Source organism: Prauserella sediminis (assembly GCF_014195435.1).
GTDB classification, from domain to species: Bacteria; Actinomycetota; Actinomycetes; order Mycobacteriales; family Pseudonocardiaceae; genus Prauserella; species Prauserella salsuginis.
Genome location: NZ_JACIBS010000001.1, coordinates 3,697,304 through 3,718,051 on the forward strand (window position 1 = coordinate 3,697,304; position 20,748 = coordinate 3,718,051).

The following is a 20,748-nucleotide window of genomic DNA, read 5'->3' on the forward strand; positions in this document are numbered from 1 at the left end:
CGCGCGTCAGGAGTGTGAACGACCGGCGGGTGTTGCCGCGGGCGTGCCCGTCGCGCACGCTGACCATGCACCCGTGGTCACAAGCGCCCGGAAGGTCGTGTGTTGCGGGCACAACTACCGCGGCCACATCCTCGAGATGGGTAGGCAGATCCCGTCGCACCCCACGCTGTTCGCGAAGTTCGTCGACACACTCGCCGGCCCGCACGACGTGGTCGAAGTGCCGGAGTGGGCTCGCGGCATGGATTGGGAGGCCGAGTTGGCGGTCATCGTAGGCCGGCCGGTGCGCTTTGCCGACAGAGAGAGCGCCGCAGCTGCGATCGCCGGGTATGCCGCGGCCAACGACGTAAGTGTGCGCGAGTGGCAGAACCACACCTCACAGTGGTTGCCTGGCAAGGCGTTCGACGCCACGACGCCGCTGGGCCCGGTCCTTGTGACACCTGACGAGCTCGACCCCAGCGAGGGTCTTGAAATTAGCTGCCGCGTCAACGGCACCACCGTTCAGCGCGCCGACACTACGGACCTGGTCTTCGACCCCATCGACCTGATCGCCTACATCTCCCAGTTCACCCGACTCGGACCCGGTGACGTGGTACTCACCGGGACGCCCGCGGGTGTCGGCGCTGCGGAGAAGCCGCCTCGATCGCTCGCCGACGGCGATGTCGTCGAGGTCCGGGTGACGGGAATCGGATCGCTGTGCAACGACATCCGGCTGAGTCCCCAGCCCGGATCAACCGATCCATAAGGGCTTCGGCCGGTTTCCGGCCGCCGTTAGTTCCGATCGACAACGGAGGAATGACGATGACCACTGAACAGCAGTTAGATACCAGCGCCGTTCCCGTGGTGACCCACCACGGTCAGGAACTTGACAACACCGGTCAGTCCGGCGGTGCTGTCCGTGTCTCCGGTGTGTCGCCGCAACACACCCCCGCGACCAGGATCTGGTACGGGAAGGTCTCCAACGAACCGGGATACCGCTCGCTGCCACACCATCACGGCGAGGCCGAGACCGGTGGTTACGTGCTCAAAGGACGGGCCCGGATCTGGTACGGCGAGAACTACCAGGAATACCTCGACATGAGTGAGGGCGACTTCGTGTTCGTCCCGCCGTTCATGCCGCACGTCGAGGGAAACATGTCCACAACCGAAGAGCTCGTCTGGCTGACCTGCCGGACCCCCGACAACATCGTCGTGAACCTGCCCGAGGTCGACGATTCGACACTCGAGGGGTATCGCCGCGCATGAGCACCACGCCCAGCCGCTCGGACCCGACGGAATCTGCGCCGACCTCATCGATCTTTACCGCAGCCGTTACGTTGAGCGAGACCGAGCCCGAGCACTTCGACATCGCCTACCTCGCCACTACCCAGCCGTGCCCATGGCCCAAGGCCTACGGTGGTGACCTGGTCGCGGCGGCAGCGGCAGCCGTCATGCGCACCGTGCCCGACGGGGCCACTGGCAAGTCGCTGCAGTCCATGCACTCCTACTTCATGCGCCCGGCCGATATCGGGGCCGAGGTTCGTTACGAGGTGGAACTGTTGCGTGACGGTCGCGGTTACAGCACGCGGCAGGTCCGCGCTTTCCAGAACGGCAAGCCCATCTACGTGGCGCTCGCCTCCTTCGCCGCGGGCGAACCCGGTGCGACCTTCGCGCCCGGTGTGCCCGACGCCCCGGAGCCGGAAACCCTGCCTTCCTCGGCGGAGTACTTGTCCGGCCGGCAGGGCGGGACCATGACTGAGGAGTCGAAGGCCTACTGGGGCGGTGGGCGCAGTTTCGACATGCGGCACGTCGACGGTCCGGTCTACCTGGAGGTTGAGGGTGAACGCGTACCGCACCAGGCGCTCTGGATCCGCCCTTACGACGCATTGCGCCCGGTGCCCGGCTTGACGCGCCCTCAACGCGATCTGGCCGCCCTCGCCTACGTGTGCGACTACACCATCCTCGAACCGATTCTGCGTGTACTCGACCTGCCTTGGGCCCAACCGGGACTGGTCACCGCCAGCCTGGACCACGCGATGTGGTTCCACCGGATTCCCGAGGAGGGCGACACCGACGGCTGGCTGCTTTATGCCCAAGAGGCAGGTCACATCGACGCGGGCCGGGGCCTTGGTCACGGCCGCTTCTTCACCCGAGATGGCCTGCATCTCGCGACTGTGGCGCAGGAAGGAATGGTCCGCGCCGCTTAAGGAACCGTACTCGCATCCGGACACCCTCATCGGTTCCAGAAAGGACTCCCGATGCAGCTGTCTCCCAGTGTCCACATGGACACGTTCTCCCGTGATCACTTACCGCCCTGCGGCCAGTGGCCGGTACTGGAGTTCACAACACCTGAACTCCAGTATTCCGACCGACTCAACGCCGGAGCCGAGCTCATCGACACCGCGGTCGCGACCCATGGCCCAGACCGACCTGCAATTCGTACCGACGCCGGCGAAGTCTGGTCTTACGGACACCTACAGCTACGTGCGAACCAGATCGCCCAGGTGCTTGTAGAAGACCTCGGAATCGTCCCGGGGAACCGAGTCCTCCTGCGATCACCCAACAACCCGTGGACCGTCGCATGCTGGCTCGGCGTGCTGAAGGCGGGCGCTGTTGTCGTCACGACGCTAGCGGCCGTGCGCTGGCGGGAATTGGATCCGATCGTGACGAAATCCCTTCCGTCGGTGGCACTCGTAGATCATCGATATATGTCCGATGTGGAGACTGTACGAGAAAAGATCTTACCTGATCTTGTGCTGGTGCCGGTCGGCGGCGACACCGAGGATGATCTCGTCCTTCGCTGCGCCACCAAGTCGGGAACGTTCATGCCGATCGCGACGGCGGCCGACGACGTGGCCCTGTTCGGCCCGACATCGGGTTCAACCGGGGCTCCGAAGATCACCACCCACTTCCACCGCGACATCCTCTCGATCGACAACACCTTCGGCCGCCACGTCCTCCACCTCGAGGCCGACGACATGGTGGCGTGCACGGCGCCGCTGGGCTTCACCTTCGGGTTAGGGATGCTGGTGGTGTTCCCATTCCGCGCCGGGGCGTGCGTGCTCCTCGTGGAGAGCGCGACGCCCACCCGGCTCGCGGCACTCGTGGAGGAGCATGGCGTGACCGTCATGGCCACCGCGCCAACCGCCTACCAACAGATCCTCAAAGCGGGCGAAGGTGGGCGACTGCGCGGGCTGCGGGCCGCGGTCAGCGCGGGTGAGCACATCCCTCAACCTGTCTGGGAGCAAGTCGAGTCGGAGATCGGACTGCGGGTGATCGACGGCATCGGCGCCACGGAGATGCTCCACATCTTCATCTCCGGCGCCGGGGCGGACATCCGCCCGGGAGCCACGGGAAAGCCGGTCCCGGGGTACCGCGCGACGATCCTCGATTCGGAGGGCGAAGAACTGCCCCCCGGTGTCGAAGGCCGTCTCGCGGTAATCGGACCCGTCGGCTGCCGTTACCTGGACGACGATCGCCAGCTGGGATACGTCGTGAATGGGTGGAATGTCACCGGCGACGTCTTCCGCAGGGACGAGGACGGCTACTTCTACTACTGCGCTCGCACCGACAACATGATCGTGTCCTCCGGATACAACATCGGCGGACCTGAGGTGGAGGCCGCGATCGACACCCATCGCGACGTCGTCGAATCCGCTGTTGTCGCCGAGCCGCACCCCGAACGGGGGTCGGTGGTGTGCGCGTTCGTGGTCCTGAACGACGGAGTCGTGGGTGACGAGGCCAAAGTCAAGGAGATACAGGACCACGTCAAGCAGCAGATAGCCCCGTACAAGTACCCGCGCGACGTGCGCTTCCGCAGCTCCCTGCCCCGAAATCCGAGCGGGAAACTCCAGCGCTACGTGTTGCGGGAGATCGTCGAAGCCGAGCATGCCACGGTGCCTGCCGACTCCCAGTGAAAGGAACTTCGTTGAAGATCGCGATCGCAGGCGGCGGCCCTGGGGGCCTCTACCTCGCCGTTCTGATGAAGCAGCTGAACCCGAAACACGAAGTGACGGTGTGGGAACGCAACGCGCCTGATGACACCTTCGGGTTCGGTGTCGTCTTCTCCGATGAGACCCTGGGCGGCATCGAGAGCGCCGACACCGTCGTTTACGAGCAGATGGCTGAACTGTTCGCCCGCTGGACCGACATCGACGTGGAGTTCAAGGGGCACAGCTGCACCATGGGTGGGCAAGGGTTTGCCGCCATGGGCCGTAAGGAACTGCTCCGCATCCTTCAGCGGCGTGCCGCGGAGCTCGAGGTGACTGTCCATTACCGGTCTGAGGCGCCTGACGTGGACGGGCTGCGGGCGACCCACGACCTGGTTGTGGGAGCTGACGGTGTCAACTCGCGGATCCGGACGAAGTACGCCGACGTCTTCCGCCCGAATCTGGACCACAGGAAGAACAAGTACATCTGGTTCGCGACCGACTTGGTGTTCGAGGCCTTTCAGTTCTTCGTCAAACAGACGGATTGGGGCACCATGCAGATCCACGGTTACCCCTATTCGGACAGCGCCTCGACCTTCATCGTGGAGATGTCCCCGGATGTATGGCGGCGGGCCGGTTTCGATGCCACCGAGGGAGAGAGCTTCCCTCCAGGGGTATCCGATGAGCACGCCGTGGAGCGGGTGCGCGAGATCTTCGCCGAGGAACTTCGCGGGCACGACATCCTGACCAACAACTCGAAGTGGCTCAACTTCACGACCGTCCGCAACGAGCGCTGGTTCAACGACAACGTAGTGCTGATCGGGGACGCCGCGCACACCGCGCACTTCTCCATCGGATCGGGGACCAAACTCGCGATGGAGGACGCGCTCGCGCTGGCGGCCTGCCTGCATGAGCACCAGACGGTTGCGGCCGCGCTCGAGGCGTACCAGGACGAGCGCAAGCAGGTCGTCGAGTCCACCCAGCGCGCCGCCCAGGCTTCGTTGGAGTGGTTCGAGAACATCGACATGTACGCCAACCAGGACCCCATCGAGTTCTGCTTCAACCTGTTGACCCGCTCTCGGCGCATCACCTTCGAGAATCTGCGTGAGCGTGACGCCGACTTCGCCCACCTCGTCGAGGAAAACTTCGCAGCGAAGGCGAGATCGTCGGAGGTTGCGCCTGCGATGTTCCAGCCCGTGGAGATCGGACCGTTGCGGCTGAACAACCGGATCATCGTGTCACCGATGGACATGTACAGCGCGCAGGACGGCGAGGCGAACGACTTTCACCTCGTCCACCTGGGATCCAAGGCCATGGGCGGAGCGGGTCTGGTCATGACCGAGATGGTGTGCGTCTCACCCGAGGGGCGCATCACCCCCGGTTGCACCGGATTGTGGAACGACCGCCAGCGCGATACCTACCGCCGTGTCACCGACTTCGTACACGGGCGGTCGTCGGCCAAGATCGGCCTGCAGCTGGGGCACTCTGGCCGAAAAGGCTCGACGAGACTGATGTGGGAGGGCATCGATCAGCCACTCCTCGATGGGAACTGGGAGGTCATCGGGCCCTCAGCCGTCCCTTACGGGGAGGGATGTCACATTCCGCGCGAGGCCACCCGCGCGGACCTGGACAAGATCGTGGCGGATTTCGTAGCCGCATCTGAGCGTGGTGTCGCCGCCGGATTTGATCTCATCGAGGTCCACGCCGCGCACGGCTACCTGCTCTCATCGTTCCTCTCCCCGGTGGCGAACCGGCGCACCGATGAGTATGGAGGGACGCTGGAGAACAGACTTCGATTCCCGCTCGAGGTGTTCAAGGCCGTGCGGGCAGCCGTCCCGGACACGATCCCGGTTACCGTCCGGATCTCGGCCACCGACTGGCTTCCCGGTGGCAACACCGAACACGACGCCGTGGAGATCGCCCGCGCGTTCGTCGAGCGCGGTGCCGCCGCTATCGACGTCTCAACGGGCCAGGTCGCCAAGGAGGAGAAGCCAGCGTTCGGCCGTTCGTACCAGACGCCATTCGCCGATCGCATCCGCCAGAACGTCGCCGAACCGGCCGGCGCGAAGGTCATCGCTGTAGGCGCGATCTCGTCCTACGACGACGTCAATTCGATCCTGCTCGCAGGCCGGGCAGACCTGTGTGCGTTGGGCCGAACCCACCTCTACGACCCTCAGTGGACCCTGCATGCCGCGGTTGAGCAGGAGTACAGGGGAACGGGAGCTGAGTGGCCGAACCAGTTCCGGGCCGGACGTCGCAAACCGCCGGCTTCTCGCACGGACAAGGTTCCTCCGCGTCTGAGCCTGCTCCGCGAGCCTGGCGCTGACGGCGCTCATCTCCGCTGGCGGCCTGGACATGCGGACACGACGACTCCGGCGGCGGAATGAAACGATCGAGGATGAGTATGAGCAGGTCGCGATGACCGCGTCAAAAGACCGGGCGGTAGTCCCGGCCGTCGAGATCGAGCGGCGAGTCGAATGGGTCGATACGGATGCTGGAGGTCATCATCACCACCACGCCATCGCTCGCTGGGTCGAGTCTGCTGAGGCCGAGCTCTTGCGCAGGTACGGCCTGGAGTGGCTGTTCGGACGAACACCACGTGTCCATTACGAGGTGGACTATAGGCGAAGGCTTTGGTTCGGCGACCTCGTGAGGATACGACTCGAACTGGCGCGTCTGGGTGAGAAGTCGATGCGTCTAGGATTTGAGGTGCACAGCGAGCACGAACTTGCCGCTGCGGGCAGTGTGGTGACTGCCTTTGCCAACCCGACGGGTGGTGCGGAGCCATGGCCCATCGACGTCCGGCGAGCACTGTCAGCACCAGACGGACTACCTGGAGACTGAGTCTGTGCTTGAACGGTGCTCGTCAGGAGGGCATGTGGGGACCGGATGTCGACCACGCTGCCGCGGCAGACGTGCGGAGCTGACCCTCGTACCTCAGTGCTTACCCGATCAGTCAGAACGCCCACGGGGAGTACTGGGGATCAATGGGTGGTGGGTACGAATCCCGCGGTCCCACCCAGAACCTTCTGCCCGGCCACAGCTTGGCGGGATCACTCCAGCCCGGAATGGCCGTCGGCGTGGCCTCGTTCCTCAACTCCCGAGCGGCCCTGGGCACGGTCGGCGGCATTCTTCAGATATGGCGCTGGAGTCGGGCGCGGCTTGTCCATGGTTCTGTCCATGAACTGGTTCCGAACGGTGCCTCGGTTGCGACGATGCGGCCCACCGTTCGCCGCGTTACCTGCGGTTTCTACTCCTGACGGGTGACTTGGCGGGCTCATAATCCTTTGGCCGTCGGTTCAAGTCCGACCCGGCCCACCCTCGATCTGTTTCGGCGTGTCGCCAGACTCAACTCACCAGGTTGGCTGCGGCCTCGTCCATGTGGCTGCGCACGAATTCGTGGGCCTTTTGGGCCTCGCCGCTCGCGATGATGTCGACGATCTCGACGTGCGGGCCGACAGCCATGTTGGCGACGGCGCGGTCGCGGCCGGCCCACATGACCGACATCCGGATGGCCCCCTCGAGTCCCTCCCAGGAGCGCAGCAGGACGGTGTTGCCGGAGAGTCGGCACAGTTCGCGGTGGAAGGTCAGGTCGACTTCGATGCGTTCGCCGACCTCGGCGTCCTGGTTATCGACCATCGCTTGCACGGCCTCGCGTAGCACGGCCACAGCGGAGTCCCGGTCGGGGCGAGCGGCGAGGGACTCGGCGGCCAGCGACTCGAGGGCCGCCCGGACTGCGAACAGGTGGACGATCTCCTCGGTGTCGAGGGTCCGAACCGCGAGGCCGCCCTTGGCGTTGGTCGAGATGATGCCTTCCTGTTGCAGCTGGCGCATCGCCTCTCGCAGTGTGCCGCGGCTGATGCCGAGCTTTTCCGAGAGGTCGGTCTCGACCAGGTGGGTGCCGGGCGCGAGCTCGCCGGTGCTGATCGCCCGTCGCAGCGCGAGTAGCGCCCGTTGACGGAGGCTGGTGCGTTCGAGCCCGGCGAGAGCTCCGGAGGTGCTGTTCATCGTTTCCTTCGTTGTCGTTGGCCGGGCCCAGCTTACCCGGCCTGTTGACTGTTGACCTATCGGTGTGCGGCGCCGTGCATGGCGCGGATCCGCTCGACGAGCTTGCCGGTGCTGACGCCGTATCGGTCCGCGAGCGTTGGCAGCGCGCCGGCATCGAGGAACTCGTCGGGCAGGCCGACGGGGGTGACCTGCCGGCCGCTCCCGTTACGTACCAGCGTGTGTGCGACGGCGTCGAACAGGCCGCCGATGACCGTGTGGTTCTCGCACGTCATCACCAGCCGGTCCTTGCCCAGCTCGCGCAGGATCGTCTCCTCGTCGAGGGGTTTGAGTGTCGGGACGTGCAGGACGGCCACGTCGATCCTGTCGGCCTCCAGTTCCCGGGCAGCCTCGAGCGCACGTTCGGTCATCAGTCCGGTGGACACCAGGAGTACGTCGGCACCGTCCCGGACCAGTTTGGCCTTGCCGAGCTCGAAGGAGTAGTCGTACTCGTCGAGCACCCGTGGCACCTTGCCCCGCAGGATGCGGGTGTACGTCGGGCCGTCGTGTGCGGCCAGCTGCGGCACTGCCTGTTCGATGTCCACGGCGTCGCAGGGGTCGACGATGGTCAGGTCGGGCATGCCGCGCAGGATCGCGAGGTCTTCTGTGGCTTGGTGCGAGGGTCCGTAGCCGGTCGTCAGCCCCGGTAGTGCGCACACCATGTTGACGTTGAGACCGGCCTCGGCGATGTCCAGGCAGAGGAAGTCGTAGGCCCGGCGGGTGGCGAAGACCGAGTACGTCGACACGAAGGGGACGAACCCCTCCAGTGCCAGGCCGGCGGCTGAGCCCACCAGCGCTTGCTCGGCCATCCCGATCTGGTAAAAGCGGTCCGGCATCGCGTCACGGAAGACGTGCAGATCCGTGTATTTCGCCAGGTCGGCGGATAGTCCGATGATCCGGTCGTCCTCCTGGGCCAGTTCGACCAGGGCATGACCGAGGGGTGCGGCGGTGACGCGTTGGTCCTCGCGGGCCAGTGACGCGCTCATCGCGTCGGAGGTGAGCCGCTTCGGGGCGCTCGTGGCGGTGCTGGTTTGAATGCTCATGCTTCGTAGGACTCCTTGAGCTGCTGGTGGGCCTTGGCCCATTCGTCGGGGGCGACCCGCATGAAGTGCAGTTTTTCCCTGGTCTCGAGGAACTCCACGCCCTTGCCGAGCTTCGTGTCGACGACGAGGCAGCGTGGCTTGCCGGCCTCCCCGGCCTGGAGCTCCTCCAGGGCGGTGAGCAGGGCCGCCAGGTCGTGGCCGTCGACTCGGCGGGCGATCCATCCGAATGTCTCGAACTTCTGGTCGACCGGTTCCATCCCGAGTACGCCGCTGCTCTTTCCGTCCGCCTGCTGGTCGTTGAAGTCCACGATCGCGATCAGGTTGTCGAGTTCGTGGTGCCCGGCGACTGCAGCGGCCTCCCACGTCGATCCCTCGTTGAGCTCGCCGTCGGAGAGAATGTTGTAGACGAATGCGGGGTTGTCCTTGCGCTTGAGGCCCATGGCGATCCCGTTGGCGATCGTCAGCCCGTGGCCGAGCGAGCCACCGGAGATCTCGACCCCCGGTGTATAGGAGGCCATGGCCGACATCGGTAGTCGCGAGTCGTCGCTCGCGTAGGTGTCCAGCTCTTCTGCGGGAAGCACCTTCGCCTCGACCAGGGCGGCGTACAACGCCAGCGCGTAGTGCCCGATCGAGAGCAGGCAGCGGTCGCGGCCCTCCCACTCCGGGTCGTCAGGACGCAGTGCCAGCTGGTCGGCGTACAACACGGCGAGTACATCGGCGATGTCGAGCGCCTGCCCGATGTAACCCTGCCCCTGTACTTCCGCCTGGATGAGGGCGTTACTGCGGATGTTGAACGCAGCCTCCCGGATGCACTCGAGCCGCTTCTGCCGGGTGGCGGTGGTCTCGGAAGGGATCTTCCCGCCGGTTGCGCGGGTGCTGTCCTCTGTCTTCATCTGGTATCTCCAGTAGTGAGGTCGGTTGCGGGGTCGTTGTGGGTGAACGATGTGGGTGCGAGTGCGCAATAGGTGCGAATGACCTGTGAGTCGTCCTGCTCCGCCAGGCCGGCGTCGGCGGCGGCACGGAACCTGGCGGCCGCCGCCTCGAGCAGCGGCGTATCGAGTCCCGCCGTCGCCGCGATGTCGGCCACCAGCCCGGAATCCTTGACGAAGATGCTGACTGCACTGGTCACTTCGGTGTCCGGACCTTGAAGCATCCGGTGACCACGGTCGCTGAGCATCCAGGACCCGCCGGCGCCACCGGCGACGGCCGGTAGAACCTCCGCAGGGTCGAGTCCGAGGGCCTCGGCCAGAGCTAGCGCCTCGGCGGCAGCGACCAGATGGACTGAGCAGAGCAGCTGGTTCACCGCCTTCATGGCTTGTCCACGGCCGGCCTCGCGGCCGCAGTGGATTACCTGGCCGAGTGCGTCCAGCGCCGGGCGCAGCCGCGCCAGGGCCTCGGGTGGCCCTGAGGCGAAGAGCAGCAGCTCGCCGGTGCGGGCACGGGATACGCCGCCGGTGACCGGAACGTCCAGGACGCTCACACCCTCGGGAGCCCCGGCGACCAGCTCTGCCACGGCGTCGGGGCCCACCGTGCTCATCACGACGAGCGTGCTGCCCGGGCTCATGCGGGCGAGCACGCCGTCGGGACCGAGCGTGATCGTCCGCAGCTGTTCGGCGGTGGCGACCATGCACATCACGGCCTCGGCCTCGTCCACTGCAGCGGTGTCGGTCGTCGTGCGCATCCCCTCGCCGGCGGCGTGCTGCAGCCGGTCGGGGTCTGTGTCGACGGCGGTGACGTCGGCACCGGCGCGGGCCAGCTGGGTTGCCATCGGCCGCCCGATAGCACCGATACCGACGAAGGTGATGGCCGAGGGAGTCGGCGGGGTCATCGTCTTGTTCTCCTCTTCGGAACTCAGAGCACGAGGCCCAGCAGGAGGCAGACGCCGAGCCCGACGACGGCGAACGTGGACTGGGCGAGGGTGTAGATCTTGAACGTGCCTTTGACGGTGAATCCGAGCATCTGCTTGAAGATCCAGAAGGTGTTGTCGGTGACGTGCCCGCCGAACGCCGCTCCCGTGCCGGCGGCGAGCAGGATGAGGATCGCCGGGGCCGAGATCGTGCCCACGATCGGCGCGAGCAACGTGGCCGCGGTGATAGCAGCCACCGACGCCGAGCCCTGCGCAAGCCGCAGCACCGCGGCGACGATCCAGGCGAGCAGGACCGGGATGGAGGCGTTGGCGGTGAAAGCGCTGCCGAGCATGTCGCTGATACCGACCTTGTTGATCACCTCACCGAGCGAACCGGCGACGCCGGTGAAGAGCAGGATCGAACCGGAGGTCTGGGCGCCCTTGGTGATCAGGTCGTCGATGCCGTCGCGCCCCACGACCGGGACGGCGAGCACGATGCCGATCAGCAAGCCGATGATCAGGGCGACGACGGGGCTGCCGAGGAAGGCGAGGAACGGGATCGAGTTGCCTGTGACCTCGCCGATGGTGTTGATCACGATGAGCACGATCGGGACGATGACCGGCAGCATCGCCACGAGGAGCGGCTGCTGGCGCGTCTTGACCGCCGGGCTTCGCGCTGCGCCCGGACCGTCGGAACGCGGCGTAGTGGTGTCGGCCGCGGCCACCGCGAACAACGAGTCGTCGAAGTCGGGTTCGCGGTCGGTGTCCGGGTTGAAGATCAGCCTCATCAGCCGGTCGTGCAGGAAGATGCTGCCGAGGATGAAGACGATCCCGAGCGGCACACCCCACAGCAGCACCGTGCCGAGCGGGACGCCCAGCGGGCCGGCGATGGTGACGGCGGCGACGCCTGGCACGACGATCAGCAGACCCACCTCGAGCCCGATCGCGAGGGATCCGGCGAGTGTGGCCAGGCTGCGGCCCGTTCGTTTGGCGATCGCGCCGGCGATCGGAGCGAGGATCACCAGTGCGACGTCGAAGTAGATCGCCGGGAAGACGATGCCGGAGGTGAGGCCCAGCACGTACGGCGACCGTTTCGGGCCCGCGAGAGCGAGGAACCTGTCGACCACGCGTTGCAGCGTGCCGGTGGCCGAGAGGGTCGTCCCGATCATCACGCCGAAGCCGATGATGAGGCCGACTTCCGCCATCAGGCCGCCGAATCCGTCGGTGACAGCGCTGACGGAGTCGGCGAATCCCATGCCGCCTGCGACGCCGAGGTAGAGCGCGCCGACGACCAGCGAGATGACGGGGTTGATGCGCAGCGCCACGATCATCAGCACGATGCCGATAACCGTGATGCCCAGGTGTGTCAGAAGTAATGCGTCCACGGGAGGTCTCCGGAGGGATCGGGCGACGATGGCCGATGGTCAGTGGAGGTCGTCAGTGCAGGTGGCTTCCGCCGTTGACGTCGAGGGTGACGCCGGTCAGGTATGAGGAATCCGTTGAACAGAGGAAGGTGATGGCCGCTGCGACCTCCTCGGTCGTCGCGGTGCGGCCGACTGGAACGGAGCCGGCGATCTGCGCTTCCTGCTCGGCAGTGCTACCGACCCGGATGTCGGTATCGACCGCGCCGGGAGTGACCGCGTTGACGGTGACCCCGGTCGGTCCGAGCTCACGGGCCAGTGCCTTGGTGAATCCGAGGATGGCGGCCTTCGCCGCAGAGTAGGGCACCTTGCCGAAGACGCCGCCGCCGCGCTGGGCAGAGACCGACGACATGTTGACGATGCGCCCCCACCCGCTGTCGACCATCGGGCGAAGGAAAGCCTTGGTGATCAGGTAGGTCCCGGTCGCGTTGACGTCCATCACCCGGCGCCACAGGTCGAGGGTCGTGTCGAGGAAGTCGACCGGCGAGGTGATACCGGCGATGTTGACGACCGCACCGATCTCGGGCAGCCGACCGGCCGTGACCTCGGCGGCCACTGCGTCCCGCGCTGCGTCGACCGCGGTCTTATCAGCGACGTCCACCGCGTGTCCGAACGCCGGTACGCCGTGTTCGGAGGTGATGGACTTCGCCACTACCTCCGCCCGGTCCCCGGCCAGGTCGAGGACGACGACAGCCCAGCCGTCGCGGGCGAAGCGTCGCGCGGTGGCGATGCCGATTCCGTTCTCGCTGCTCGCTCCGGTGATGACGGCGGTGCGCTGCGAACTCATGGTGCTCCTTTGCTCCTGTTCGGGTGGGGCGCTGTGGTGGCGAGCACGCTAGAGCTGTTGACTGTTAACAGTCAACCCTCAGAGTTCAGGTGCCCTGTCTCATGGGCAGCGGACCTGGCCGTTGTCCGGGGGCTATGCGGGTTGGTCAAGCTGCGGCCGCGGCAGTGGGAGTGGGTGCGGGTGTCCGGCAGTGGGCGTGATTGCGGAGCGTGGCGTATAGGCCGTCGCAGCGTCGTCGGGTGAGGCAGATGAGGGCGGCGTTGTGTTTCTTGCCCTCGGCTCTTTTGCGGTCGCAGTAGGCCGTGCTGATGGGGGCGGATAGTGCTGCGAATGCAGCTAGAAGGAACGCGCGTTTGAGCTTGCGGTTGCCGATCGGGGCGGGATGTTCGCCCTTGATCGAGGAGCCGGAACTGCAGGTGACGGGCGGGATGCCGGCGTAAGCGGCCAGGTGTGCCGAGGCATCGCCGACTTCGAGCAGGATGCGGGCTGCGGTCCTGAGTCCGATGCCGGGCATCGAGGTCAGGACCCCGGCAAGAGGGTACGCACCGAGGACCTCCCAGCTTCAGACGCGACGGCTGCCCGTTGGGTCAGGACGGCTTTCAGGCTGTCGGCCAGCCGCGGGGGCACGGTGTCGGCAGCGGAGGAGCCGAGAACGGTGACGGTCAGCTCGTCCAGGGCGGCGAAGATGTGTAGACCAACTTGGCACCTGCGCGGGGCCTTTTTGGTCGCGAGGGCAGTGAGCTTGTGGTGACCGGCCTTCCACATACCGGCTGGTCCGGTTCCTGGTGGGGGTCGAGGACGCGTGCGTCACGGTTCGGGACGGTGTGCGTGGCGCTGTTGCGGGAGCGTGCCGGGTTCGGTGGTGTGTCCGCCTGCGATGGCATCGAGCAATTCGTTCTCGAGGAGCTCGAGCCTGAGGGCGTACTCGAGGAACTCGGCAACGCCGAGGCGCGTGTGGAGGCCGTCGTCGCGAACGTCGATATCGAGGATGCGGTACAGGCTGTCGTTGGTCAGCCGGACACTGGCGGCTGGAGTCTTTCGTCGGCGACTACGTCGCCAGCAGGAGCACGATCCCGTCCTTCCGGCCACGCTTGATCAGCCGGACGGCGAGCTCGGCCGCGCGTTTGCCGAACGTCGGGTACTGGAAGAGCTCGTGGCACTCGTCGATGGCGCAGACCAGCGGATGCAGGCTCAGGCTGCGCTTGTCGGCCAGCTTGCGCGACACTTTCGGAGGTCGGCCCGGCTGCTCGCCGAGAACTTTGCCTCGACGTTCCATCTCCTGGAGCAAATCCTCGAGCGCTTCGACCCCACTCTCGGCCACAGCGACGTCGATACCCCATGCGATACCGCGCCGCTCGGGCGAGAGGGGATCGACCCTCTGCTTCTGCGGCGAACATGCAGGTCAGAAGGGGCGCCCCCGGCAGGACTCGAACCTGCGACCTAGAGATTAGAAGGCTGCCGTATTGAGTGGCCGAGCGGTTTGACCAGCGATTTCAGTGTCGGTGTTCTCGCACCACGACTCGCGAGTGTCGCCGTTGCCAGCAGTTCGCACCATGACTCGCACCACGCGGGCGTTAGCTCCAAGGAGGGGTACAGCAACGATGCGACCGCCCAGGGCCGCCGTTGTCGGAGACCCTCATGAGAGTCGTTCCGGAGAAGCCGTTCGAGGCGGCGGTGGAAGCCGATGTCCTGGTGATCATGTCCGTCGCGATCATGGCAGGTGTGGCTCTGACTTTCATGTGGGGCAGTCACGTCACCCGGTTCCGCGAGCTGGGTCGTCGTCGCGGTGTTCGTCGGCGACTGGGGATGGACTATCGCCGGTGTGGCTGCCCTGCTCGCGGGGCGTCCTGGTCGTCCGCGTTCGAACGTCGCGACGACAGACCGTCGAACGGCTCTCGCACGTGACTGCCCTGACAGGATCAGTGCTCACCGAACAGCATGTCCACGAAGGAGGCCGCTATGAAGGACCAAGTACCGCTCTGGGCGACGTTCGTGATCGCCGGGATTGCCCTCGTCGGTTCCGTCGGCGGTGCGTGGTTGAACGGGTTCTTCACTGTCAGGCGCGATGACAAACGGTGGCAGCGGGAGCGCGAGCGTGCCAATCTCGACTATTGGAGAGATAAGCGAGTCGAGGTCTACGCAGACGTGATCGACCAAGCCAGAGAGTCTTGTCGCCGGCTGAGAGAGTTAGCGGAGTTGGTCCAGCTCGACGGTCTCGCCACAGCTCATGGTTCACTGCGGCGGCTCAGGGAGCTGAACGATTCGGGCTATAAGCGACAATCCGAGGTAATCGTGGTCGGTTCCACTGAAGTGGTCGTTGCCGCGGGCAGGTTGAACCGTTCGCTCACTGATGCAACGAACATTCTGGCCGACTATGCCCGTCAGGTGACTGACCATGGGCTCGAGTCTGATGACGTTGCACGAGTTGCAAGCGCAATCGACGCTGCGGAACGAACATCTGCCGAGTTCTCGATCGAAGCGCGCCGCAGCCTCGACGTGCACGACCCGGAAGACGACGACTTGAGCACTCTGCGCGAGGACTGAATGTCGCGTAACCCCTGCCCCACCGGATGCGGCCAGCCCGCCATCGCCACACTGTGGGCCGACTGCACCCGCGAACTTGTCGCCGACCTACGGTCACTGGCCGACGAGCTGCTCGGCGAACTCGGCACCGCCCTTGCCCGCCAGACTGCGTTCGGCGCGCGCTCCGGTGTGCGGAGCCGGGCCGCGCAACACCCGTTGCCGTTCAGCCTGGCCGCCTCCGAACTGCGCTGGACCATCGGCAACACGCTCGCCACCTGGGCACGCGAGTCGCCGAGACCGCCGAGGTCGTCGCGGACTGCACCACCATGGCCGAGGCCGCGCGGTGGCTGGCTGCGCGAGAGACGACACTCGCCACACACCCCGCGGCCGACGAGATGCACGACGAGATCACCCACATCGCCGCGCGGGTGCGCACGGCCATCGACCGGCCGCCCGAGCGGCGCTACCTCGGCGCGTGGGACGGCGACGGCGCCGACGAGTTCGCCGGATTCCCGTAGTGCGGGGAAACCCTGTACGCGCCGCCCCACGGTGCGTTCGCCCGCTGCGGCACGTGCGGCTGTACCTGCGACGTCACCCTACGCCGCGAGGTCCTGGCTCGAACGCATCGGCGACCACCTCGGCACCGTCACCGAGTTCGCCGGATGGCTCGGCCTGTTCGGAATGTCCGTACCCGATGCGACGATCCGCTCATGGGCACGCCGCAGCCGGATCGCCCGCCGCGGATCGGCGCCACCGCGCCACGACGGGGGACACCAACGGCCCCGCTACCGCGTTGGTGCCGTCGTAGCGCTGGCAGCCGAACGGTCGGTGGCACGCAGCGCGTGATGGATCACTGCGCGCCAGCTTGCGCCTGGCCTGCTGCAACGCCACTGTAGGTCCCAGTAGGCGCAGCGTTCGACCAGGATCACGCCCATCAACCACAGATCGACACATGCGAAAGCCCGGACGGAACCCCCCATCCCGTCCGGGCTTTCGTATGTCCAACGAGGGCATTACCCGTGCCCTCACAGCAGCATCCCAGCAGAAGGCGCTACTTCTCGGTGTGGAGCGCGAACGCCACGATGTCGATGGGAGCTTCAGGGCCCATCCCGGGGTAGTGCTGGTCGAGTGCGGCGTGGAGTTCCGCGAGGTCGGTGAAGCCGTCGCGCTGTGCATCCTGCTCGGTGAGCTCTGCGCGTGCTGCAGTGCTGACTGAGACGATGTCGGCGGGGAGTTCCACCACGTCGCCGGACTCCTTCTCGAAGACGATGCGGGCCTCGCCAGGGCGGAACGGGTCGTCGACGCGGATCGTCTGGCGCTTGCTGCCGTCGCGGATGCTGTCTTCGTAGCCTTCCCACATGTACACCCGCTGGGGTTGCTCGGCGGCTCGCCAGTCGTAGGCGTGCGGGAGCAGATCACGTACCGGGACAGCGGTGAGCCCGTTGGCCTCGCGGACGATGCAGCGGATCGCGGGGTCGATGTCGAACAGGATCTGGCGACACTTCCCGCACGGCGGGATGACATCTCCGGTGGGGCCGTAGGCGGCGGCGACCGTGACGATCGCGTCGTCGGGGTGGGTCGCCGCGCGATTGGACAGGGCGCTGATCTCGCCGCAAGGGCCACCGAGGAAGTGGTGGGTGTTGACCCCGAGGACGACCGCGCCACTGTGCAACCGCAGCGCAGCCGCCACCGTGTGGTCACCGTCGTCGTTGACGGCTTTCGCGTGGGTCGTAGCTGCACGAACGAGGTCGCGGTGGTCAGCGGACAGCATGCTCATGATCGTAGTGACACCGTGCAGGCGAGAGCGACCCGTTTTCTTCCTATCCCGCAGTCGACCGAACCCATCCGCACGTCCGCAAGCGGATCCACTTACGGACGCGTCTGGCCGAGGTCGAGGCGGCTGTTCATGTTCAGTTTGAATTCGCCGTGGGCCCAGATCAACGGGTGAGCCAGGTTGTAGCCGCGCCGCGCGTACTGTGCCGAGGCCCGCAACCGCCTCGGCGTGCGGCCGGGACCCAATAGGATCTGGCGGCTGCCGAGTCGCGATGTTGCTTCATCGGCGGTGCGAAAAACGGACGTTTGAGCAGCTGGTGTCCGACGCGGCCGCTGGCAGCGGAACCGAAATGACTGCGCCGGTCGGGTGTCGGAGGCGTGGCGCTACTACGACCAGGCGATCAGCGCCGCTCGGGAGTCCGGTGATCCGAGATACGACGTGCATGCCAGGGCCGAGTAGGCGACGGTACTGGTGGATGTCGGCCGTGCGCGAGACGCCGTCAATCTCTTTTGCGACCTGCGGACTCGCGTTGCCGCCCGGCTTGCGTGCGTGGCTGGCGGCGACACTAGGAGAAGCTGTAGCGGCAGCGCAGGAAGAGACGGAGTTGTCGCCGCGCGTTCGACGAGGCGGAGACCGCATTGCATGCGGTCGAGGCGAACGAGGACCCGTATGTGGCACTCGACGAGGTTCACCTCGCCCGCTGGCGCGGCCACGCCTTGGCCCGACTCGGCGACCCCGATGCCACGGAGGTTCTCGTTGCGGCGCTGGACAGGTTGGATCCGACGTTCATCCGCGCGGAAACGTCGCTGCGCGTCGACCTCGCCAGCGCTTTGCGTCGACAGAATGATGCCGACGGCGCAGAAGTGCATGCGCACCGAGCTCGGTCTCTCGCAGGTGAGATTGGGTCGGTCCGCCAGCAGAAGCGGTTGTCACGTGAGGTTTCGACCGGGTGAACTCCGCCTTAGGAGGGAACTCATCCGGCGTGTCTGGGGTTTCTACCTGGGCTTTTGCTCTCGCTGGACTCGCACCACGGACCGCTGGAGCCGCTGTTGCCGACAGTTCGCACCGCGACCCGCACCACAAGTGGGCCTCTGCAGTTGACGGTTGGGTGTGCAGGGCACATCCCCGCGTAACACGGGAGCGACGTCCTGGAGGGCCCGACGCGCTCGACGGTGTATATGGCTCCACACTGGGATTGGCCCAGTATGCAGTAACTGCGGATCTCACTCATAGCGCTCGGTAAAGACGCCTTTCCTTACCCCATCTACTGGGCTTGAAAGTTCCGCGGGTCGAGTATCTGGTTGAGATGAGCGCCGAGCGCCGAGGCTTGGTCGAGGTCGATCTCACGGAAGCACACCGTGTCTCGGCCGGGCCGAAGCTGCCCGACCTTCCAGAAGGAGGCCGACGCTACGGTCGCGATGACGGCGAATCCGCCGGATGTATGACTGTCCGGACCGAGGATGGTCAACACGTCGCCGTAAGCGAGGATGCCGCCGAGTGGGTAGCTTCCGTCCAGCATGTTCGAAGGATGGCCTCCGGCGACGTAGCCATTGTCTCGCGCCCAGTCGAAGCGATGCGGGTTGAACCGTACTGCGACGCGATCCGAGTTGAGATCGCACCGCCAGTGGGAGTCGAGGAAGTACGCGTAGTCCTCTGTGGTTAGGAAGTCGGGATCGGCATGTGGCCCTCGGACGACCTCGATCTCCCATGCGTCGGCATAGCTCGGCCGTAGCGAGGTCGGCAGGCGCCTATGCCGCGGCTTCTTCTCATCCGGCTGCTCGATCTCGAGGACGTCAGCCGGTTCAAGGGCGCGTCCATTGTGGCCGCCGATGCCAGCGACAAGGAAGGTCGATTTCGACCCGAGCACGGACGGTGCGGCGAGCCCACCCGCTATCGCGAGGTAGACCCGGTAACCGGCATCCCGTGTCAAACCCAGTGCGAGGTGATCTCCTGCCTGCACGGATACCGACTCCCACTGTGGTACTGCGGTACCGTTGAGGGTGACCGCGACCTCGGCACCGCAGACCGCGATCGTGCAAGGCGCGAGCACGCTCGCGTGGAAACGGCCGAGCGGGATTTCCAGTGCCGCCGCCCCGGGACGGTTCCCGACAAGAAGGTTGGCAACACGGAAAGCAAGGCTGTCGACCGGTCCGGATGGAAAGAACCCCAGTGCCTGGCGCCCAACTCTTCCTGGGTAGTCCTGGATCGTGGTTTGCAGGCCCGGGTCTACCACTTCGAGTACTTGTGTTGTGTAGTCGCGCGCACCGGGCGTCACGGTATTCTCACCGTTTCCAGTGCAGCGTCGCGTGTCGCCCGTCGCCGCGCGACCTCCGTGGCGATCTCGTCGGCTCTGGTAGAGGCGGTGTGTTCGGCGACGGAGAACTCGCCAGGCTCGATGTCGTAGTCGTACCGGCCCTCGAAGACCTGTCTGCGCAGCTCGAGAAGTTCTTGTTCTGTGGTACGGAAGAACGAGATCCGGTCACAGGGATGCAGCAGTGTTGGGTCTATTCGATGCGTACGTGGCCCCGGCATCAGCGAGCTGATCGGTAAGGTTCGGCCGAACATCTGATAAGCACCGGGTGACTCGATGGGATGAACGACAAGGCAGGGCCCGCCGAACGCAACCGCGCCTTCCGGAGTCCAATTGCGTGCCGGGTTGTACTTCGGAGCAACGACTTCGCAGCGTGGATCCAGCGGAAGTAGGGAGGCGAGTCCCGCGTAGAAGCCCGTGAACGCGTTCCACCATTCCGTCTCCATGACCGTTGCGTAGAAGTGCTCCCGGTCGGAGAACCCGTTGCACGCCACGATGTAGTCGATGTTGTTGCCGTCCACCACATTCGGCGCATCGGGCCTTGTGCTCACGCAGTACCAGTTGACAGCCTCGCGCGATGCTGAGTCATCGAAGGCGATCGGCAGACGAACCCTGCGGCTGGGCAGGACGAGCGACGACGGCTCGGGCATCTGCTGGTGACATTCCTCGACGGCGGAGACCACCTCGGACTGGCCGATCACACTTGGCTCGTAGTAGACGAGTAGCGAACGCAGACCTGGCACGACTTCCAGCAGTCCGCGTACCGGGTGGCTGTTGACGTGCCGTGCGACCGCGTGGACGAGGAAGTTGACATTCAGGTCCACCGGTGAGTGCGGACCGTATTCGATCAAGACGGCGCGATCACCGGCGGCACGGTATGTCACGTTCAGGCCGCCGCTTGTCAGTACGGTGTTCGCGATAGTCGCCGACATGACTGTGCGCGTCTCCCGGATAGCTGTTCGCCTTCGGCCCTGGCCGCAGTCTGTGTGCTGGGCGGCCCGCGAGCTATCCACGTTTTGTACCTAGTTCCTACAGCGATTGTCCAGGCCGGCGAACATCTGGTGCTTCCTACGTACCGGCAAGCCTGCCATCGT

The 20,748-nt window shown here is 65.8% G+C and carries 19 protein-coding genes and 1 pseudogene; 9 read left to right on the forward strand and 11 right to left on the reverse strand.

Translation table 11 applies throughout. From position 1 onward, the window contains the following. The first annotated feature begins 73 nt into the window (after window positions 1-73). The 6 genes from FB384_RS16760 to FB384_RS16785 are packed head-to-tail and all read left to right on the forward strand — an operon-like array spanning window position 74 to window position 6,749. The gene (locus FB384_RS16760) at window positions 74-742 is read left to right on the forward strand and encodes a fumarylacetoacetate hydrolase family protein (RefSeq protein ID WP_323985257.1); all 669 of its coding nucleotides are present in this window, start codon (window positions 74-76) and stop codon (window positions 740-742) included. Between the two features lie 56 nt (window positions 743-798). Continuing rightward, window positions 799-1,242, forward strand: a complete 444-nt coding sequence (locus FB384_RS16765) for a cupin domain-containing protein (protein ID WP_183784168.1) — start codon at window positions 799-801, stop codon at window positions 1,240-1,242. After that, window positions 1,239-2,183, forward strand: a complete 945-nt coding sequence (locus FB384_RS16770) for an acyl-CoA thioesterase (RefSeq protein ID WP_183784170.1) — start codon at window positions 1,239-1,241, stop codon at window positions 2,181-2,183. Before FB384_RS16765 ends, FB384_RS16770 begins: the two co-directional genes overlap by 4 nt. 51 nt (window positions 2,184-2,234) lie before the next feature. Next, window positions 2,235-3,893: an AMP-binding protein gene (locus FB384_RS16775; RefSeq protein WP_183784171.1), complete on the forward strand. Its 1,659-nt coding sequence runs from the start codon at window positions 2,235-2,237 to the stop codon at window positions 3,891-3,893. An 11-nt stretch (window positions 3,894-3,904) separates the two neighbouring features. Then, window positions 3,905-6,292, forward strand: coding sequence for a bifunctional salicylyl-CoA 5-hydroxylase/oxidoreductase (locus tag FB384_RS16780; RefSeq protein ID WP_183784173.1), 2,388 nt, complete (start codon window positions 3,905-3,907; stop codon window positions 6,290-6,292). 31 nt (window positions 6,293-6,323) lie between these two features. After that, entirely contained in the window at window positions 6,324-6,749 is a 426-nt protein-coding gene (locus FB384_RS16785; RefSeq protein ID WP_183784175.1) for an acyl-CoA thioesterase, read from the forward strand. A 504-nt stretch (window positions 6,750-7,253) separates the two neighbouring features. Here FB384_RS16785 and FB384_RS16790 read toward each other — a convergent pair. From FB384_RS16790 to FB384_RS16825, 8 genes and pseudogenes are all read right to left on the reverse strand, one after another. Beyond that, window positions 7,254-7,913, reverse strand: coding sequence for a GntR family transcriptional regulator (locus tag FB384_RS16790; RefSeq protein ID WP_183784176.1), 660 nt, complete (start codon window positions 7,911-7,913; stop codon window positions 7,254-7,256). 56 nt (window positions 7,914-7,969) lie between these two features. Then, on the reverse strand, window positions 7,970-8,992 hold the full coding sequence (locus tag FB384_RS16795; protein WP_183784178.1) for a transketolase family protein: 1,023 nt from the start codon (window positions 8,990-8,992) through the stop codon (window positions 7,970-7,972). After that, window positions 8,989-9,885 (reverse strand): transketolase, encoded by an 897-nt coding sequence (locus FB384_RS16800; RefSeq protein WP_183784180.1) that lies wholly within the window; start codon window positions 9,883-9,885, stop codon window positions 8,989-8,991. Before FB384_RS16800 ends, FB384_RS16795 begins: the two co-directional genes overlap by 4 nt. After that, the gene (locus tag FB384_RS16805) at window positions 9,882-10,820 is read right to left on the reverse strand and encodes an NAD(P)-dependent oxidoreductase (RefSeq protein ID WP_183784182.1); all 939 of its coding nucleotides are present in this window, start codon (window positions 10,818-10,820) and stop codon (window positions 9,882-9,884) included. The genes FB384_RS16800 and FB384_RS16805 overlap by 4 nt, the downstream gene beginning before the upstream one ends. 23 nt (window positions 10,821-10,843) lie before the next feature. Then, complete coding sequence (locus FB384_RS16810) at window positions 10,844-12,223, reverse strand: GntP family permease (protein ID WP_183784184.1); 1,380 nt, start codon at window positions 12,221-12,223, stop codon at window positions 10,844-10,846. A gap of 52 nt (window positions 12,224-12,275) precedes the next feature. Beyond that, window positions 12,276-13,046, reverse strand: coding sequence for an SDR family NAD(P)-dependent oxidoreductase (locus FB384_RS16815; protein ID WP_183784186.1), 771 nt, complete (start codon window positions 13,044-13,046; stop codon window positions 12,276-12,278). A gap of 145 nt (window positions 13,047-13,191) precedes the next feature. Beyond that, window positions 13,192-13,823 (reverse strand): annotated as a pseudogene (locus FB384_RS16820) (transposase); the annotation flags it as partial. A gap of 271 nt (window positions 13,824-14,094) precedes the next feature. After that, window positions 14,095-14,367: a hypothetical protein gene (locus tag FB384_RS16825; protein WP_228726048.1), complete on the reverse strand. Its 273-nt coding sequence runs from the start codon at window positions 14,365-14,367 to the stop codon at window positions 14,095-14,097. Between the two features lie 638 nt (window positions 14,368-15,005). On the opposite strand from FB384_RS16825, the gene FB384_RS16830 reads away from it, so the two are divergent. Further along, window positions 15,006-15,590 carry a hypothetical protein gene (locus FB384_RS16830; RefSeq protein WP_183784188.1) on the forward strand — a complete coding sequence of 195 codons (585 nt, stop codon included), beginning with the start codon at window positions 15,006-15,008 and terminating at the stop codon, window positions 15,588-15,590. Between the two features lie 305 nt (window positions 15,591-15,895). Next, the gene (locus FB384_RS16835) at window positions 15,896-16,087 is read left to right on the forward strand and encodes a hypothetical protein (RefSeq protein ID WP_183784190.1); all 192 of its coding nucleotides are present in this window, start codon (window positions 15,896-15,898) and stop codon (window positions 16,085-16,087) included. Between the two features lie 533 nt (window positions 16,088-16,620). On the opposite strand, the gene FB384_RS16840 is transcribed toward FB384_RS16835, so the two are convergent. Further along, a complete protein-coding gene (locus FB384_RS16840; RefSeq protein ID WP_183784192.1) occupies window positions 16,621-17,340 on the reverse strand; it encodes an ASCH domain-containing protein in 720 nt (239 codons plus the stop codon). 674 nt (window positions 17,341-18,014) lie between these two features. On the opposite strand from FB384_RS16840, the gene FB384_RS16845 reads away from it, so the two are divergent. Continuing rightward, a complete protein-coding gene (locus FB384_RS16845) occupies window positions 18,015-18,296 on the forward strand; it encodes a hypothetical protein (RefSeq protein ID WP_183784193.1) in 282 nt (93 codons plus the stop codon). Window positions 18,297-18,607: 311 nt separating this feature from the next. Here FB384_RS16845 and FB384_RS16850 read toward each other — a convergent pair whose 3' ends face one another. Next, window positions 18,608-19,618, reverse strand: a complete 1,011-nt coding sequence (locus tag FB384_RS16850; RefSeq protein WP_183784196.1) for an acetyl-CoA carboxylase biotin carboxylase subunit family protein — start codon at window positions 19,616-19,618, stop codon at window positions 18,608-18,610. Beyond that, entirely contained in the window at window positions 19,615-20,586 is a 972-nt protein-coding gene (locus FB384_RS16855) for a 5-oxoprolinase subunit B family protein (protein ID WP_183784198.1), read from the reverse strand. Before FB384_RS16855 ends, FB384_RS16850 begins: the two co-directional genes overlap by 4 nt. Between the last annotated feature and the right edge of the window lie 162 nt (window positions 20,587-20,748).

Excerpts from the sequence above, each read along its gene's own strand:
- FB384_RS16765 (WP_183784168.1), top strand. The coding sequence starts at position 799 with ATGACCACTGAACAGCAGTTAGATACCAGCGCCGTTCCCGTGGTGACC.
- FB384_RS16840 (WP_183784192.1), bottom strand. The coding sequence starts at position 17,340 with ATGCTGTCCGCTGACCACCGCGACCTCGTTCGTGCAGCTACGACCCAC.
- FB384_RS16775 (WP_183784171.1), top strand. The coding sequence starts at position 2,235 with ATGCAGCTGTCTCCCAGTGTCCACATGGACACGTTCTCCCGTGATCAC.
- FB384_RS16835 (WP_183784190.1), top strand. The coding sequence starts at position 15,896 with ATGGCCGAGGCCGCGCGGTGGCTGGCTGCGCGAGAGACGACACTCGCC.
- FB384_RS16830 (WP_183784188.1), top strand. The coding sequence starts at position 15,006 with ATGAAGGACCAAGTACCGCTCTGGGCGACGTTCGTGATCGCCGGGATT.
- FB384_RS16800 (WP_183784180.1), bottom strand. The coding sequence starts at position 9,885 with ATGAAGACAGAGGACAGCACCCGCGCAACCGGCGGGAAGATCCCTTCC.
- FB384_RS16815 (WP_183784186.1), bottom strand. The coding sequence starts at position 13,046 with ATGAGTTCGCAGCGCACCGCCGTCATCACCGGAGCGAGCAGCGAGAAC.
- FB384_RS16770 (WP_183784170.1), top strand. The coding sequence starts at position 1,239 with ATGAGCACCACGCCCAGCCGCTCGGACCCGACGGAATCTGCGCCGACC.
- FB384_RS16805 (WP_183784182.1), bottom strand. The coding sequence starts at position 10,820 with ATGACCCCGCCGACTCCCTCGGCCATCACCTTCGTCGGTATCGGTGCT.
- FB384_RS16790 (WP_183784176.1), bottom strand. The coding sequence starts at position 7,913 with ATGAACAGCACCTCCGGAGCTCTCGCCGGGCTCGAACGCACCAGCCTC.
- FB384_RS16855 (WP_183784198.1), bottom strand. The coding sequence starts at position 20,586 with ATGTCGGCGACTATCGCGAACACCGTACTGACAAGCGGCGGCCTGAAC.
- FB384_RS16795 (WP_183784178.1), bottom strand. The coding sequence starts at position 8,992 with ATGAGCATTCAAACCAGCACCGCCACGAGCGCCCCGAAGCGGCTCACC.
- FB384_RS16785 (WP_183784175.1), top strand. The coding sequence starts at position 6,324 with ATGACCGCGTCAAAAGACCGGGCGGTAGTCCCGGCCGTCGAGATCGAG.